The sequence below is a fragment of the Ruminococcus gauvreauii genome (assembly GCF_025151995.1).
Classification (GTDB): domain Bacteria; phylum Bacillota; class Clostridia; order Lachnospirales; family Lachnospiraceae; genus Ruminococcus_G; species Ruminococcus_G gauvreauii.
This window is the reverse complement of the sequence record NZ_CP102290.1, coordinates 1,793,607-1,809,267: the sequence shown is the minus strand read 5'-3', so window position 1 is coordinate 1,809,267 and position 15,661 is coordinate 1,793,607. Positions and strand designations below refer to the sequence as shown.

The 15,661-nt window shown below is 49.4% G+C and carries 13 protein-coding genes; 9 read left to right on the top strand and 4 right to left on the bottom strand.

Annotated elements, in window-relative coordinates:
- Window positions 1-2 precede the first annotated feature (2 nt).
- The 4 genes from rbsD to NQ502_RS08720 are packed head-to-tail and all read left to right on the top strand — an operon-like array spanning window position 3 to window position 3,804.
- Window positions 3-410: a D-ribose pyranase gene (gene rbsD / locus NQ502_RS08735; protein WP_028528304.1), complete on the top strand. Its 408-nt coding sequence runs from the start codon at window positions 3-5 to the stop codon at window positions 408-410.
- Window positions 411-434: 24 nt separating this feature from the next.
- Window positions 435-1,922, top strand: a complete 1,488-nt coding sequence (locus tag NQ502_RS08730; protein ID WP_028528305.1) for a sugar ABC transporter ATP-binding protein — start codon at window positions 435-437, stop codon at window positions 1,920-1,922.
- A complete protein-coding gene (locus tag NQ502_RS08725) occupies window positions 1,919-2,860 on the top strand; it encodes an ABC transporter permease (RefSeq protein WP_028528306.1) in 942 nt (313 codons plus the stop codon). The genes NQ502_RS08730 and NQ502_RS08725 overlap by 4 nt, the downstream gene beginning before the upstream one ends.
- A 20-nt stretch (window positions 2,861-2,880) precedes the next feature.
- Window positions 2,881-3,804, top strand: coding sequence for a substrate-binding domain-containing protein (locus NQ502_RS08720; RefSeq protein ID WP_028528307.1), 924 nt, complete (start codon window positions 2,881-2,883; stop codon window positions 3,802-3,804).
- Between the two features lie 77 nt (window positions 3,805-3,881).
- On the opposite strand, the gene NQ502_RS08715 is transcribed toward NQ502_RS08720, so the two are convergent.
- Together NQ502_RS08715 and NQ502_RS08710 are read right to left on the bottom strand one after the other, a co-directional pair.
- Window positions 3,882-4,943 carry a sugar ABC transporter substrate-binding protein gene (locus NQ502_RS08715; RefSeq protein WP_028528308.1) on the bottom strand — a complete coding sequence of 354 codons (1,062 nt, stop codon included), beginning with the start codon at window positions 4,941-4,943 and terminating at the stop codon, window positions 3,882-3,884.
- A gap of 226 nt (window positions 4,944-5,169) precedes the next feature.
- Window positions 5,170-6,564, bottom strand: a complete 1,395-nt coding sequence (locus NQ502_RS08710; protein ID WP_028528309.1) for an MATE family efflux transporter — start codon at window positions 6,562-6,564, stop codon at window positions 5,170-5,172.
- Between the two features lie 244 nt (window positions 6,565-6,808).
- Between NQ502_RS08710 and NQ502_RS08705 the strand changes: the two genes are divergently transcribed.
- Window positions 6,809-8,842 (top strand): right-handed parallel beta-helix repeat-containing protein, encoded by a 2,034-nt coding sequence (locus tag NQ502_RS08705; RefSeq protein ID WP_028528310.1) that lies wholly within the window; start codon window positions 6,809-6,811, stop codon window positions 8,840-8,842.
- Here the strand turns inward: NQ502_RS08705 and NQ502_RS08700 are convergent.
- A complete protein-coding gene (locus NQ502_RS08700; RefSeq protein WP_028528311.1) occupies window positions 8,817-9,668 on the bottom strand; it encodes a helix-turn-helix domain-containing protein in 852 nt (283 codons plus the stop codon). The genes NQ502_RS08705 and NQ502_RS08700 overlap by 26 nt on opposite strands.
- 185 nt (window positions 9,669-9,853) lie before the next feature.
- On the opposite strand from NQ502_RS08700, the gene NQ502_RS08695 reads away from it, so the two are divergent.
- Genes NQ502_RS08695 through NQ502_RS08680 form a run of 4 tightly spaced genes read left to right on the top strand, consistent with a single transcriptional unit; the run spans window position 9,854 to window position 14,759 of the window.
- The gene (locus tag NQ502_RS08695; RefSeq protein ID WP_044983167.1) at window positions 9,854-10,855 is read left to right on the top strand and encodes an ABC transporter permease; all 1,002 of its coding nucleotides are present in this window, start codon (window positions 9,854-9,856) and stop codon (window positions 10,853-10,855) included.
- Window positions 10,856-10,874: 19 nt separating this feature from the next.
- A complete protein-coding gene (locus NQ502_RS08690) occupies window positions 10,875-12,392 on the top strand; it encodes a sugar ABC transporter ATP-binding protein (protein WP_028528312.1) in 1,518 nt (505 codons plus the stop codon).
- Between the two features lie 41 nt (window positions 12,393-12,433).
- The gene (locus NQ502_RS08685; RefSeq protein WP_028528313.1) at window positions 12,434-13,477 is read left to right on the top strand and encodes a substrate-binding domain-containing protein; all 1,044 of its coding nucleotides are present in this window, start codon (window positions 12,434-12,436) and stop codon (window positions 13,475-13,477) included.
- Window positions 13,478-13,496: 19 nt separating this feature from the next.
- Window positions 13,497-14,759, top strand: a complete 1,263-nt coding sequence (locus NQ502_RS08680) for a uroporphyrinogen decarboxylase family protein (RefSeq protein WP_028528314.1) — start codon at window positions 13,497-13,499, stop codon at window positions 14,757-14,759.
- A gap of 104 nt (window positions 14,760-14,863) precedes the next feature.
- Here NQ502_RS08680 and NQ502_RS08675 read toward each other — a convergent pair whose 3' ends face one another.
- Window positions 14,864-15,493: a VanZ family protein gene (locus NQ502_RS08675; protein ID WP_049898098.1), complete on the bottom strand. Its 630-nt coding sequence runs from the start codon at window positions 15,491-15,493 to the stop codon at window positions 14,864-14,866.
- Window positions 15,494-15,661 lie beyond the last annotated feature (168 nt).

Genomic DNA, 15,661 nt, shown 5'->3' with positions numbered 1-15,661 from the left:
GAATGAAGAAAAATGGAATTTTAAACAGTGATATTTCAAGAGTCCTTTCTTACATGGGACATACGGATACACTGGCAGTGGGAGACTGTGGACTCCCGATACCGGACGAGACAGAAAGGATTGACCTGGCTGTAAAATTAGGCGTGCCGGGGTTCATGGATGTATTAACGGAAGTTACCGGTGATATGAAAACAGAAAAAATTATTCTGGCAGAAGAAATAAAGGAACACAGCCCGGCAATGTGGAAGGAGATACTTGATCTGGTTAAAAAAATGGATAACCCATGTGAGATAGAGTATGTCAGCCACCGGGAGCTGAAAGAGCAGACAAAGATGTGCAGGGCGGTGATCCGCACAGGTGAGACTACGCCTTATGCCAACATCATTCTGCAGTCCGGCTGTTTGTTCTGAGAAAGAGAAAGGGAGGCATAGGACATGCAGATTGAGATGAAAGGAATCGATAAATCTTTCGGAAGCAATCAGGTTCTGAAAGATGCAGGTTTTGTCCTGGGCGACGGTGAAGTCCATGCGCTGATGGGCGAGAACGGCGCGGGCAAATCCACGCTTATGAAAATCCTGACGGGTGTCTATACCAGGGATGCAGGCACTGTACTGGTAGATGGACGAGAAGTACACTTCAAAAGCCCTCAGGAAGCTGAGAAGGCCGGCATCGTATTTATCCACCAGGAATTAAATGTATTGTTTGACCTGACGGTGGAAGAAAATCTCTTTATGGGAAAAGAGATCAAGACGAGATTTGGACTCTGTGACCAGAAGGCAATGCGGAAAAAGGCGGCGGAGGCACTGGACAGGCTCGGCGTTCATATATCACCGTCGGAGGTGATGTCCAATCTGTCCGTGGGGCAGCAGCAGATGATCGAAATCTGCAAGGCATTGATGGTAGATGCCAAAGTCATTATCATGGACGAACCGACAGCGGCGCTGACCCAGAGCGAGACGATGATACTGTTTGAAGTGATACAATCCCTCCGGAAGTCGGGAGTATCTATCGTATATATTTCGCACCGTATGGAGGAAATCTTCGAGCTGTGTGACAGGATCAGCGTGCTGAGAGACGGGACTTACGTGGGTACCAAACATATACCGGAGACGAATATGAATGAGATCGTCAAAATGATGATCGGACGTGAGATCGGTGAGCGGTATCCCGTACGGAGCAGTAAAATAGGAGAGACTGTACTGAAGGTAAAGGGTCTGACGAAGCAGGGAGTATTTCAGGATGTGAACTTTGAAGTGCACTCAGGTGAGGTCCTGGGGGTTTCCGGGCTGATGGGCGCCGGAAGGACAGAGATCATGCAGGCCATATTTGGAAATCTTTCCTATGAACATGGAACCGTTGAGATTCAGGGCAGGGAAGTGCGTATTAAGTCTCCGATTCAGGCGATGAAGTGCGGAATCGGATTTATCACGGAGGACCGGAAGGTGGAAGGACTCATGCTGGAAGAGAGTATTGAAAAGAACATTGCCCTTGCAAATCTGTCCAGTGTCTCCAGTCACAGGGTCATGCAGAAAAAGAAGGAGCAGGATCTGGTTGAGAAAGGCATCGGGGAGCTTCATATTAAGTGTTTCGGGCCTGACCATGAATGCAATAACCTTAGCGGCGGAAACCAGCAGAAAGTAGTATTCGCGAAATGGATCTACACGAATCCCAGCATACTGATTCTGGATGAACCCACCAGGGGAGTGGATATCGGCGCCAAGAAAGAAATTTATACAATTATCAATGAGCTGGCTGCGAAAGGCGTAGCGATTATAATGGTATCCTCTGAGCTCCCGGAGGTCCTCGGAATGAGCGACCGGATCATGGTCGTGAGAGAGGGGGAGGTTCGCGGAATCATCAGTAAGGAAGAGGCGAACCAGGAGAATATTATGACGTTGGCGACGGGAGGTACAATATCATGAAATCCAATCAAAAAGGAATTTTAAATCATGCGCAGGATCTGGGTGCATTGATCGCACTGATCATCCTGATCATAGGAATCAGTGTGGTCAGCCCTGAATTCCGCACATGGAGCAACTTTTTATCACTGCTTCGGCAGTCATCCATCAACGGACTGATCGCCTTCGGCATGACATGTGTCATCCTCACGGATGCAATCGATCTGTCCGTGGGATCCGTACTGGCACTTAGTACTGCACTCTGTGCAGGGATGATTGCAGCTGGTGTGCCTGCCGGAGCAGCCATGATCGGAGCGCTGGCGATCGGTACAGGACTCGGTATCGTCAGCGGACTGCTGGTGACGAAGGGAAGACTGCAGCCGTTTATCGCGACGCTGATCACGATGACGGTTTACCGCGGACTGACGATGATCTTCACCAGCGGAAAACCGATCTCAAACCTGGGAGACAGCTTCGTTCTGAAACTGATCGGAAAAGGTAATTTCTACCGCATTCCGATTCCTGTAATTCTGCTGGTACTTATTTTTATCGCATTTTTCTTCCTGTTGAATAAAACAACCTTTGGACGCGCCGTGTATGCTACGGGAAGCAACTGGAAGTGTGCGAAGCTGGCAGGTATCAATATTCATAAGACCAAGATCATCGCGTATGCGATCTCCGGTTTCATGGCGGCTTTGTCCGGACTGATCCTTCTGTCGAGACTGGGATCCGCACAGCCGACACTCGGAGACGGTTATGAGCTGGACGCCATCGCTGCGGTAGCGCTCGGCGGAACAAGCATGAGCGGCGGCCGCGGAAAGATCTACGGTACTTTCATCGGTGTACTGATCATCGCGGTACTGAACAACGGTCTGAACATTCTGGGCGTATCATCCTACTATCAGGATGTCATCAAAGGTCTGGTTATTCTGGTCGCCGTATTGTCCGACCGGAAACGCTGAGAAGAAAAAGGAGAAGAGTCATGAATATAAAGAAAATAGCAGGACTGGTTGCGGGAGTCTGCATGCTGCTCGGTCTGGCAGGATGCAATGCCATCACGATCGACGGGGAGGGGGACGCGGCTCAAGGCGGCGGCGGAAGCGGAGCAATAGGATTTTCAGTATCGACGCTTAACAATCCGTTCTTCGTATCACTGGCAGACGGAGCAAAGGCAAAAGCCGAGGCTGAAGGTGTGAAACTGGTTGTCGTCGATGCGAGTGACGATGCCGCAAAGCAGACGAGTGATATTGAGGACCTGATTTCCAGAAACGTAAGTGTACTGATCGTGAATCCGGTCGATTCCGACGCGGTGGCTCCGGCGGTACAGAATGCCGTATCTAAAGGAATCAAAGTCATCTCTGTGGACCGTGTGGTGAACGGCGTCGAAGTGGACTGCCAGATCGCTTCCGATAATGTGGCGGGCGCGAGGATGGCGACAGAATATCTGATTGAGCAGATCGGAGAAGGTGCGAAAGCGGCGGAGATCGAGGGAGTACCGGGTGCCTCGGCGACCATCGACAGAGGTGCGGGGTTCCATGAGGCGGCGGATGAAGCGCTTGAAGTCGTTACGAGCCAGTCGGCCAACTTTAACCGTGCGGAAGGGCTGACTGTTATGGAGAATATCCTTCAGTCTGATTCCTCCATCAAGGGTGTGTTTGCGCACAATGACGAGATGGCACTCGGTGCAGTGGAGGCGATCGCAGCATCCGGAAAAGATATCAGGGTGGTTGGATTTGATGCCACAGATGACGCAGTGGCAGCTGTCAAAGCCGGAAAAATGACTGCTACCGTGGCACAGAAGCCGGAACTGATGGGTGAGACGGCTGTGGATACGGCGATGAAACTGATCGCCGGAGATACCGTTGAGAAGTCTCTTCCGGTTGAGGTTGAACTGATAACCAAATAAAGGCTTCACGAAAAGCTGACACACAGCGCCGCTTAAACAGAATGTTTTGCGGCGCTGCGTGTCTGTAAATAATGGTTCTATTCCGGAATATACTTGTCCAGCAGCTCGTCACAATTGTCGGCTGTCATGTGGAATAACTCGATATTTGTTCTCTCTTCGATGTCTTTGCCAAGGTAAACTTTCTGTGCAATTTCACCGCAAAGAGTACCGATCATCGGCCAGTAACAAAAAACGCCGTAGCTTTCGTTTCCGGATTTGATCTGGTTGGCATCATCACGGTTACCCACGACACCACAGGTAATGATATCTGTCATTCCCGCTGCTTTCAGGGATTCACATACTCCAAGGATAGAAAAATTATCCGGAGCAACAATACAGTCGATATCATCGCCATATTTCTGAATCCAGTCTTCGGTAACCCGCATGGATTCCTCTGTTGAAAAGTCTCCGCTTTGGCTGGACAGAAGAGTCAGGTCCTCACGCTCTGCAATGGCATCCATAAAGCCCTGCTTACGCATAACGGCAGCTTCACGTCCCGGTGTTCCTTCTACATAACATATATTTGCGTTTTCCGGAAGGTTTTCAACGCACCATTCTCCCTGGAATTTACCAAGTTCCGTCTCATCGAATCCGACAAATTTCCAGTCGCCGCCGGAAGCTTCTGTACCGACCATAAATACAGGAATCCCTTCTTTGTTACATGCCTCAACAGAGGTGGTGTTGCCTTCTGTGTCAACTCCGATGATAAACATCATATCGAGGCCCTTGGTCAAGAGTGTTTCCACGTTAGTGGTCTGTTTTTCGATATTGAGAGCGGAATCTGCTGTTAAAGCTTCCACTTTGTCAGCGCCGACTGCTTTTGCGAACTCGGCGCTTTCAACATATGCTTTGAAATTCATCATGGCGGGATAACAGTTCGTGTCCCCATTGTCAATGTTTACGAAACCGACCCGGAATACTTTCCCGGACGACTGTTCTTCTGCCTTGCTGTCAGAATCAGCATCTGCTGATGCATTTTCTGCGGTGTCGGCTGACGCATCCTTTTTCTGTTCTGGACTTCCGCAGCCAGACATACATCCGGTCGTCATGAGTGCTGCCATTGCAAATGCCAATAATTTAATTGCTGATCTTTTTTTCATTGTAACTGCCCCTTTTCTCATATTCTAAGGTTCTGCCGGCAAATCTTTTTGATAATCCTATTTTAACACCGGTAAATACAGACAGCATTTGCTTATCTTGTCTAAAAATTGTATTATCTTAACTTTTAGGGCAAAAAGTATAAAAATTAACAGCATCCGCATAAATCTGAATAAATCATGCGGATGCTGTTAATTATCTTTTATCTCAATCATGCAATTTGTAGAATCATGCGGCTTCCACATGTTCTGACGCTGCCAGAACCGTCAGCTCTTTCAGCTCTTTTCGCATAAAGTATATGACCAGTACGGCAGCCATAAAATCCGCGATCGGTGCGGAGAACATCACCCCGTCGATGCCCATGACCATCGGCAGGATAATAATCAGCGGCAGCAGAAAGATGATCTGCCGCGTCAGTGACAGAAAGATACCTTTTCCCGCCTTTCCGATCGAGGTAAAGAAATTGGCGGAAACTGGCTGCAGGCCGTTGATAAAGGTGAAAAACAGAAAGATTCGGAAGTATTCTTCCGCAAAGTGGAAATACTCTTCTGTTCCGGAACCAAACAAGCCGATGATCTGCCGGGGAAACAACTGAAAACATAAAAACGCGATACAGGAAGCGATCGTCGCCGCCGCCGCCGCTTTCAGGTAGGCTTTCCGCACACGATGGTATTTTTCTGCACCGTAGTTGAAACTGACAATCGGCTGCAGTCCCTGTGAGATTCCGATGCACAGTGAGAAAAAGATCATATTGACCTTGGTAATGATGCCGGCACAGGCAAGTGGAATTTCACTGCCGTAGTTCGACTGGGCACCGTAGTGCCGCAGAATGTTGTTCATCGCAATCTGTACCACCATCATGGCGAGCTGGTTGAAGCAGGGCGCCATGCCGAGCGCCACAATATCCCTGCAGTATTTGAATGATGGGATCAGTGACTTCAAGGTGAGGTGTACCGTCTTAAAGCGGGTGAAGTACACGATGACCATGATGCTGGAGACGATCTGACCGATAATGGTGGCCAGGGCGGCGCCTGCCATTCCCATGTCAAAGCCGAAGATAAACAGCGGGTCCAGGATGGTATTGATGACAGCGCCGGTCAGAGTGCAGAGCATGGAAAATCTGGGACTGCCGTCTGCACGTATCAGGTTGGAACCGCCGACCGTCAGGATCAGAAACGGAAACCCGAGCGATGTAATGCTGGTATAGGTCACTGAATAATCCATGATATCGGCAGTAGCGCCGAAAAGGATCATCATCGGGTGTAAAAAAATCCGTACCACGATACAGAGGATGAGTCCGAGAGAGAACAGCATACAGATTGCACTGCCGGCATAGCGGCGTGCTTCATCTTTGTCATTCCTGCCGAGGGACAGGTTGAAGTTTGCGGATCCGCCGATGCCGCACATCAGAGACAGGGCAGTGCAGGTGATGGTCAGCGGAAACGCAATATTGGTGGCCGCATTTCCCAGAGTTCCGACACTGTGACCGATAAAAAGCTGGTCGACAATGTTGTACAGTGCACTGACCAGCATGGCGATGATACTGGGTACCGCAAAACGGGTCAGCAGTTTATTGATCGGTTCCACGCCGAGCGGGTTGGAGCCAGTCTGGTTTGTTGGCATTTATTTAACACCTCTTCCTTCGTAATAGTTGTATTAACAGTGTACTACCTTTTAGGCCTGAGAGTCAATGCGCGAAAAAAGCATCACATATAATCTTTGCTGTTCGTATGTACGGCAGTCAAAATACAGCGGTGAAAAGACAAAATATTTAATAAAAGACAGCGAATGAATCAATGGTTTCTGTAACAGCAGGGGGCTACAATGGGGATAAGATAACCAAAAAAGACACTTGGGAGGAATGGCCATGATTTATTATGTATCTGCTGATGCATCCGGAAACGGGTGCGGCTCGAAGGAAACCCCTTTTCAGACTATCGGTGAGGCTGCTGCGGTTGCCCGCGCGGGCGATGAGATCATCGTTGCCCCCGGCATTTACCGGGAGGCGGTAAGTCCGGCAAACGGAGGCACCGATGAACAGCACCGGATTGTCTACCGCTCTGAGCAGCCGCTGGGAGCTGTGATCACGGGTGCCGAGCGCGTTGACAACTGGGTGCACCATGAGGGGAACGTGTGGAAAGCGCGGGTCTCAAACGGCATCTTCGGAAGTTATAATCCATACACGACACGGATCTCCGGGGACTGGTATTATGCGCTGGAACCGGTTCATACAGGGGATGTTTATCTAAATGGAAAATCCATGTATGAAGTTATGAGTCTTGACGGAGTGCTTGCGCCCGTCGTATATGAGTCCTCCTGGGATCCCGCATTCACCGTCTATACCTGGTATACTGAGCAGGACGAAGATTATACGGTGATCTATGCCAATTTTCAGGGTGCGGATCCGAACAGGGAAAACGTTGAGATTAATGTGCGCCGCAATTGTTTCTTCCCCGACAAGACAGGCGTAAACTATATCACCTTATCCGGATTTGCCGTAAAACAGGCGGCAACCACATGGGCGCCGCCGACAGCGTGGCAGGAAGGGATGGTAGGACCCCACTGGTCCAAAGGCTGGATTATCGAAGACTGTGAGATTTCACATTCCCGATGCTCCGGCATTTCACTTGGAAAATATCTGCAGCCGGAGAATGAGAATAAGTGGTCCAGATTCTGCCTGAAGGACGGGGCGCAGACGGAACGCGAGATCATCTGTCAGGCGCAGGCGGAAGGCTGGTCAAAAGAAACCGTCGGTTCGCATATCGTTCGCCGCTGTAATATCCACGACTGCGGACAGACAGGAATCGTTGGGCATCTGGGCGGTGTGTTCTCCATTATAGAAGATAATCATATCCATCATATTAATAACAAGCAGGATCTGGCGGGCGCGGAGATCGGAGGGATCAAAATGCATGCGGCGATCGACGTGATTTTCCGGAGAAATCATATCCACCATTGTACACGCGGAATCTGGCTTGACTGGCAGGTACAGGGTACACGCGTGACGCAGAATCTGTTTCATGACAATGTTCCGCCCAGGGGGACGAAGATTGCGGACGGTCTTGCGCTTGCGGAGGACCTGTTTGTAGAAGTGTCTCACGGACCCACGCTCATCGATCATAACCTGCTGCTGTCCGACTGCGCATGCCGCATCAGCGCGCAGGGCATTGCGCTGGTACATAATCTGATCGGAGGGTCTTTCACATGGGTTGGCGAAGGTACAGATAATGGAAGCCGGACGCTGCCGTCTCCGCGGTATACCCCGTACCATATGCCGCACCGTACAGAGGTGGCTGGTTTTATGACAATACTTCATGGGGACGTCAGAATTTATAACAATATCTTTGTGCAGCAGGATATCCGCGAAGACCTGACGGCATTTGCCGAGGAGAGACATGACAGCGGGATCACGAAATGTCATTTTGTCTGCGGGACGAAGCCGTATGATGGATATCCCACGGGGGAGGAATACTTTGCAGGATTTACTCCTGAGACAACCTGTGACGGTAATAATAAAGATTTATATTACCGGCACCTCCCGGTCTATACAGGCGGAAATGTATACTTCAACGGTGCACAGCCATGTGATACGGAAGAAAATTACCGAACCGATACGGAACACACCGTTACAATGGCGCTGATAGAACATAATGGAAGCTATACGCTTGAGACAAACCTTTATGAGTATCTGCCTCAGATTGAAATACCGTTTATCGGAACGGAAACGCTGGGAGAGGCGTTTGAGCCGGAACAGAAATTCGAGAATCCGGACGGGACTCCGATCGTGTTCCGGCGGGATTACTTCGGAAAACTGCGGGGGATCACGCCGATTCCGGGTCCGTTTGCCGATGGATGTGAAATAAAAGAATTTAATGTCAGCGTGAATTCAGCCGTTTTCTGAGCTGGTGAGGAGTGATCCCGTACTTATGGCGGAATGCCGCGATATAAGAGGAAGCATCCGCAAATCCGACGTAGGAAGCGATCTCGTCCATCGAACAGGTCGTGCTCGTCAGATACTTGCGTGAGGCATGCAGCCGGGTATTCTTGATATATTGATATGGAGAATACCCGGTCTCTTTTTTAAACAGTGTACAGAACCGGGAAACACTTAAGCCCGTTCTCTTTGCCAGCTTTTCCAGGGAAAGGGGTTTGTGGTAATTTCTGTTGATATACAGTGCCAGCTCCCCCATATTATCTGCATTTCCGCTTGTGGAATTCACCAGCATCAGTCCCAGCAGTTCATACAGTTTGGCAGACATGACGATCTCCGGGTTCTGCTTGTTGAACTCGAAGGTGCTTAACATGTCCTGAAGTTTCCAGAGAAACACGGGATTGTTTTTTAAATTAAAAACATGCTGATTGTGGTTTGCCATGATCAGATGCTCGAAAAAAGGATGAAAATTCTTGCCGTTAAAATGAACCCAATAAGATTCCAGAGACCCGAGAGCCCCATAGATATGGGGCTTTTGTGTTTCGATCAGAAAAGCCTCGCCGGGTTCCACTTCATATGTCTGCTTTTCCGTAGACACCACCGCCTTTCCGCTTTGCACGTACATGAGCAGATAGTGGCAGTAATTTGTCCGTATTACCGAATAATCCTGTGAGCAGTACGCATGTCCGATATATTCAATGTATAAAAACAGTTCACGGGCGGTATTGGTGGGATTGTATGAATATTCCAGTGATGTCGGCATGACACCGGGCACATTTCTGATGTTTCGAATCATGGGCGGCATTCCTTTTCGGCATAATGACGGGGCGGGATATAAACTTCTTACTTTTTATCATAGTACAATGACAGTAAGAATTCAATATTTTTGTATAAGTATTCCCGATGCAAAAAACGTGTCGGTCCGCTATAATTTCCGTATAACCAAGTAAAACACCGAAGAAAGTGGGGGAAAACATTTCTATGGAACAAAAGAAAAAAAGTGCGATTTCCAGGTTTTGGAAAATGCAGGAAAGCGGGGTTCTGATTGCAACCATAGTGTTTGTAATTGTAGTCATCTGTATCAATCAGGCTTTTATTTCCAAGAGCAACATCTTCAATGTCCTGCGTTCTTCCGGCTACACACTGATCACGGCGCTTGGAATGACGCTCGTATTTATCAGCGGTGGGCTGGATATCTCCGTCGGTTCCACACTTGCACTCGGGAGTACGGTTGGTGCAATGGCGGCGCAGGCAGGACTTCCTGTTCCGATCGCAGTGCTTCTGGGATGCCTGGCGGGTCTGGCGGTCGGTCTGTTCAACGGTTTTACGATCGTGCAGATGCAGATACCGCCGCTCATCGTGACACTGGGCACCATGTACGCGGGAAGAGGGGTTGTTTACATCCTGACGAAGGGAGTGGCGATCTATCCGCTGCCAAAATCTTTTCAGGCGATTGAGCAGACGACACTGCTGGACATTCCAATGATTGTGATTATCGGATTTGTGCTGGCTGTCATCGCGCATATCGTATTGTCCAAGACGACATTCGGGCGGTCGGTATACGCGGTCGGAGGGAATATCGAGGCGGCAAGGCTCTCGGGAATCCGTATCAGGAGTACCAGTATCGCAACGTACGCGATCACCGGTGTCTGTGCGGCGTTTACCGGTGTTATGATGGCGGCGCGTCTCGGCAGCGGTCAGGCGAGTTCCGGAGAAGGTTTTGAGATGACCGTCATTGCGGCAGTCATCATCGGCGGAACAAGTGCGACCGGAGGAAGCGGTACGATCCTCGGGACCGCGATTGGGGCGATCTTCATGAATGTGCTGGAAAACAGCATGACGCTTATGAAGGTCTCGGTTTACTGGCAGAAGGTGGTCATCGGAATGATCCTGATCGCAGCGGTCATCCTGGATCAGTACAAGCGCCGGCGTGCCATGAGAGCGGACCTGAAGTCGATGGAAACAAAGAGTGAAGCATCATGAGGGACAAAAAGGAGAGCAGATGGGAAGACAGAGGTTATGTGTAAAAGAGGTAACAAAGGTATTTCCCGGTGTCAAGGCGCTCGATCATGTTTCGCTGAGGCTTGAGGAGGGGGAAGTCCTGTCACTGGTCGGGGAAAACGGCGCAGGAAAGTCTACACTGATGAAAGTACTGAGCGGGACATATCCTTCCGGGAGTTATACGGGAACGGTAGAGGTCGACGGAAGACCTGTGGAAATCATGAATGCCCAGGGCGCGGAAAAATGTGGGATCGGTATGATTCCCCAGGAGCTGAACATTCAGCTGGATATGACGGCGGCAGAAAACGTCATGCTCGGCCACTGGCCTAAACGGAAAAACGGTCTGATCGACTGGAAACGGCTTAAGATACAGGCAAAAAAGGCATTACTCAGCCTGAATATTGATCTGGATGTGGATATTCAGATGCGCAGCCTGAATGCCAGCATGCAGCAGCTGGTCTGTATCGCCAGGGCGCTGGTTCAGAACCCCAGTATTTTGATACTGGACGAACCAACTGCGGCGCTGACGCTGGAGGAGACGGATAATCTGATGAAGATCATCCGGAAATTGAAAGCGGACGGTATTTCCTGCATCTATATTTCTCATAAACTGGAGGAAGTATTTGACATTTCAGACCGTGTGGTTGTGATGAGGAACGGATGTGTGGTGTCGGAGTATGAAAAGACTGAAATTGTGCCGAATCAGATCATCGCGGATATGATCGGACGGGAAATGGATTCCTTTTATCCGGAGTCGCACAAGACGTTTGGTGATGAAGTATTCCGTGTAACCGATATGGTGGTACCGCATCCGTTTGCACCGAACAAGAACATGATAGACGGGGTCTCTTTCGGGGTGAAAAGAGGGGAGATCCTGGGACTTGCGGGTCTGGTAGGCTCGGGCAGAAGCGAACTGCTCCGGGCAGTGTACGGTGCGCTGCCGAGGACCAGGGGCAGTATCTGCGTTGAGGGAAAGGAATGTGAAAACAGGGATCCGAGAGAGGCGATCAAAAACGGATTCTTCATGGTCAGCGAGGACAGGAAACATGATGGTTACGTTGGAACGATGACGATCAGAGAGAACATGACATTATCCATCATGGATAAGATCTCAAAACATACGTTCATCCAGAAAAAAGAAGAAAAGGCGGTCGTTCATAAATTTTTCGACTATCTGAAGATCAAGGCCCCCAGTTCAGAGACCAGCATCACAAGTCTGTCCGGCGGAAATCAGCAGAAGGTGATCATCTCCCGGGCGCTGGCTACCGATATGAAGGTGCTCTTTCTGGATGAACCGACAAGAGGGATCGACGTCGGGGCTAAGGCGGAGATCTATAAGATCATCAATGAGCTTGCGGAAGAAGGTTTAAGCATTGTGGTCATTTCCTCGGAAATGCCCGAACTGATCTCTCTGTGTGACCGGTTCGTGGTACTCAGGGATGGCAGGATCGCAGGTGAGTTTATGAAAAATGAGGTGAATGAACAGATTCTTCTGGAGGCGGCAGCCTTATCACTTTAAACAGACCACTTACAAATTTAACAAAGAGGAGGAAATGAAGCATGAAAAAACGTGTATTAGGTATTATGTTGACATTGGCAATGGCAGTTGGATTGCTTGGGGGTTGTGGTAATGCCAGCGACATCGAGTCGGCAGATGAAAAAACAGAGGCAAAGACCGAGGAAGGAAGTACCGAAACAGCCGAAAAGAAAAGTGCGGAGGATCTGCACATAGTCTATATCACACCGCTTCTGGCAAGCGATGTCTGGCTGGTGTCAAAGGAGGGCTTTGATGCTGCCGCAGATGAGTTTGGCTTTACCGGGGACTGGGTCGGACCTGCAAACATTGATGTGGATTCCATGATCAAGCAGATGGAGATTGCCATCGCGGAAGGCGTGGACGGTATCATTACGTGCGGTCTGAATCCGGAGGCCATGGTAAATGTCATGAGCCAGGCAGATGAAGCGGGTATACCGGTGGTGCTGGTAAATGCCGGAAGCGAGATCGAGGCGCCATATTTCGCATACATCGGAACAAATGGAGAGACGCTGGGGGCAATGGCTGCAGAAGAGGTGGCCAAAAAGCTGGGAGATGAGGCACCTCAGGTCATTTACGTGGGAAGTACCATCACAAACTCGTCCGTTATCGATACGACAAACGGGTATAAGAGCGTGTTCGAAGGTGTCAGCGGCTACCAGGAACTGTCGCTGGAAGAAAATAATGATGACCTGGCTACTTCAGTAGATCTGTGGCAGAATCTGTTCACCACGTATCCGGATGTCAATGTGTGTGCGAACGTATCACCGGCGGGGGCAGTTGGAGCGGCACAGGTTGCCACGGAGATGGGGCTTTTGGATAAACTGACCATCATGTCCATCGATGATACACAGGAGGTACTGGATCTGATACGGGAAGGGAAAATCTACGGAACCATGTCCCAAAACTATTACAGAATGGGGTATCAGGCAGCACAGTGGATCGTGGAATACCAGACAGAGGGGAAAGAGCCGGCTGAAAAAATCAATGATTCCGGCACGGTATTTGTAAATAAAGATAACGTTGATACATTCGGCGAATCCTTAAGGGACATGAGCAGCTGGAAATAAAAGGATGATGGAGGAGACTATGATGACACACAGAGAACGGGTACAGGCATCGTTAAACCATAAGCAGCCGGACAAAGTAGCAGTGGATTTCGGAGGAATCAATGATTCGACCATGCATGTGAGCTGCATCGAGGGGCTGAGAGAATATTACGGGCTTGAGAAACGTCCGGTGACGGTCGTTGACGTTTACATTATGGCGGGTATGATCGAGGAAGACCTGGCGGATGTGATGGGGGTAGATACCGCATGCGCTTTTCCAAAGGGAACGATGTTTGGATTCCCGAGAGACAAAGTGAAAGAGTGGGTAAATCCGGACGGTCAGACGATCCTCGTGCCGGAAGGGTTTAACCCTCAGCCTGACGGAAAGGGCGGGTATTTTGTTCATCCCCAGGGAGACCTGAGCATCCCGCCTTCCGGACACATGCCGGCGAAATCGGTCTATTTCGATGCGATTATCCGCCAGGAACCATTTGACGATGATGACCTGGACCCGGAGGATAACCTGGAGGAATGGACGCTGCTGGATGATGATAACCTGCAGTACATTAAGGCTCAGGCTGAGGAGGGATGCCGTCAGAACCGCTCGGTGATCCTGGCTGCGCCGGGCATGGGACTGGGAGATGCGGCGGACATCCCGGGAGTCGGATTAAAGCATCCGAAAGGTATCCGTAACTATACGGACTGGTATATGTCGCCGCTTCTGAGAGAAGATTTTGTGAAGGAGGTTTTTGACAGACAGACGGATATTGCGATTGAAAACCTGCGCCGTATCAACGAAACGTGCGGGGATATGATCGATGTGGCGTTTACGTGTGCGACGGACCTTTCCCATCAGCACAGCCTGTTTGTATCACCCGAGGTATTCCGGGAAGTCTACATGCCGTACTACAAGAGGGCGAACAACTGGATTCATGAGAATACGAACTGGAAGATCTTAAAGCACAACTGCGGAGCGGTACGGCCGCTGATCCCGTTGCTGATCGAATCGGGATTCGATGCTTTAAATCCGGTGCAGACATCTGCCGATGGCATGGATCCTCAGGAACTGAAAAATGAATTCGGCAGGGACCTTACATTCTGGGGAGGCGGTGTCGACACGCAGAAGGTGCTTCCGTTCGGGACACCGGAGGAGGTCCGTGAGCAGGTATTAAGAAGGTGTGAGATCTTTGCAAAAGACGGCGGATTTATCTTCAACGCCGTACATATCATACAGGCAAACACGCCGGTTGAGAATATCGTGGCGATGATTGACGCGGTGAAAGAGTTTAATGGAGATATGTGAGTATGGATATATAGTGGAGGGTGTGACTCTTGCGAGTCGCATTCTCCACTTACTCTTTTTCAAAAAAATGACTGATGAAAGTCCTGTCTTTCATGATTACGGAATCATCCCCGCAGCAAATGATACACAAACGCATACTGAAGAGGTATCACAAAGAAGTTCATCATAAGACATCCCGCGATACATATCAGCCACCCCAGATTTTCCCAGAGGCGTCTGCCATTGCTGCGAAAGCGGGTTAAAAAAGCTGGAAAGACCTTCTGCAGCAGCCGCCAGATCAAATATCCGGCCGCTGCGCCGAGCGTATTCATCAGGAGATCATCGATATCGACAGCGCGGAATGTGAAAAGCTGAAGCAGTTCAATGACCAGTGACATGCCTAATCCTGTAAGAAACACACGCAGAAAAGATTCGAACTTTTTCCATAACAGCGGCAAAAAGAAACCGACAGGAAAAAAAAGGATCACATTCATGCCATACTGGAAAATTTCCTGTGGAAAATCAACAAATGGAATCAGGTTGATTCCGGCATCGCCCCACCGCATATCATAGAAGCTGGGAAGTCCTGTAATGTCGAAAATAAGAATCAGGCTGGCAGAAAATAAAGTGACGGCAGCAATATGAATACCTTTTGCGTTGTATTTAAAAATACGCATGGCGACGTAACATATAATGCCCGTTAAAAAGATAACGGGTGTTGTGCATAATAATTCCATCAGCAGATACGAAAGCATTGCCTGTCCTCCTATGTGGTAAGAATACATTTATTTTACCGTGGATATCTTAATTTTATATTTGTATTTTCTTAAATCTTAATAAAAATCCCTCATTCTTTGGCATGAATGTCCAGAACGTACATTCATGTTGAAAGAACTTTTCAATTATGCTAAACTATAGACGTA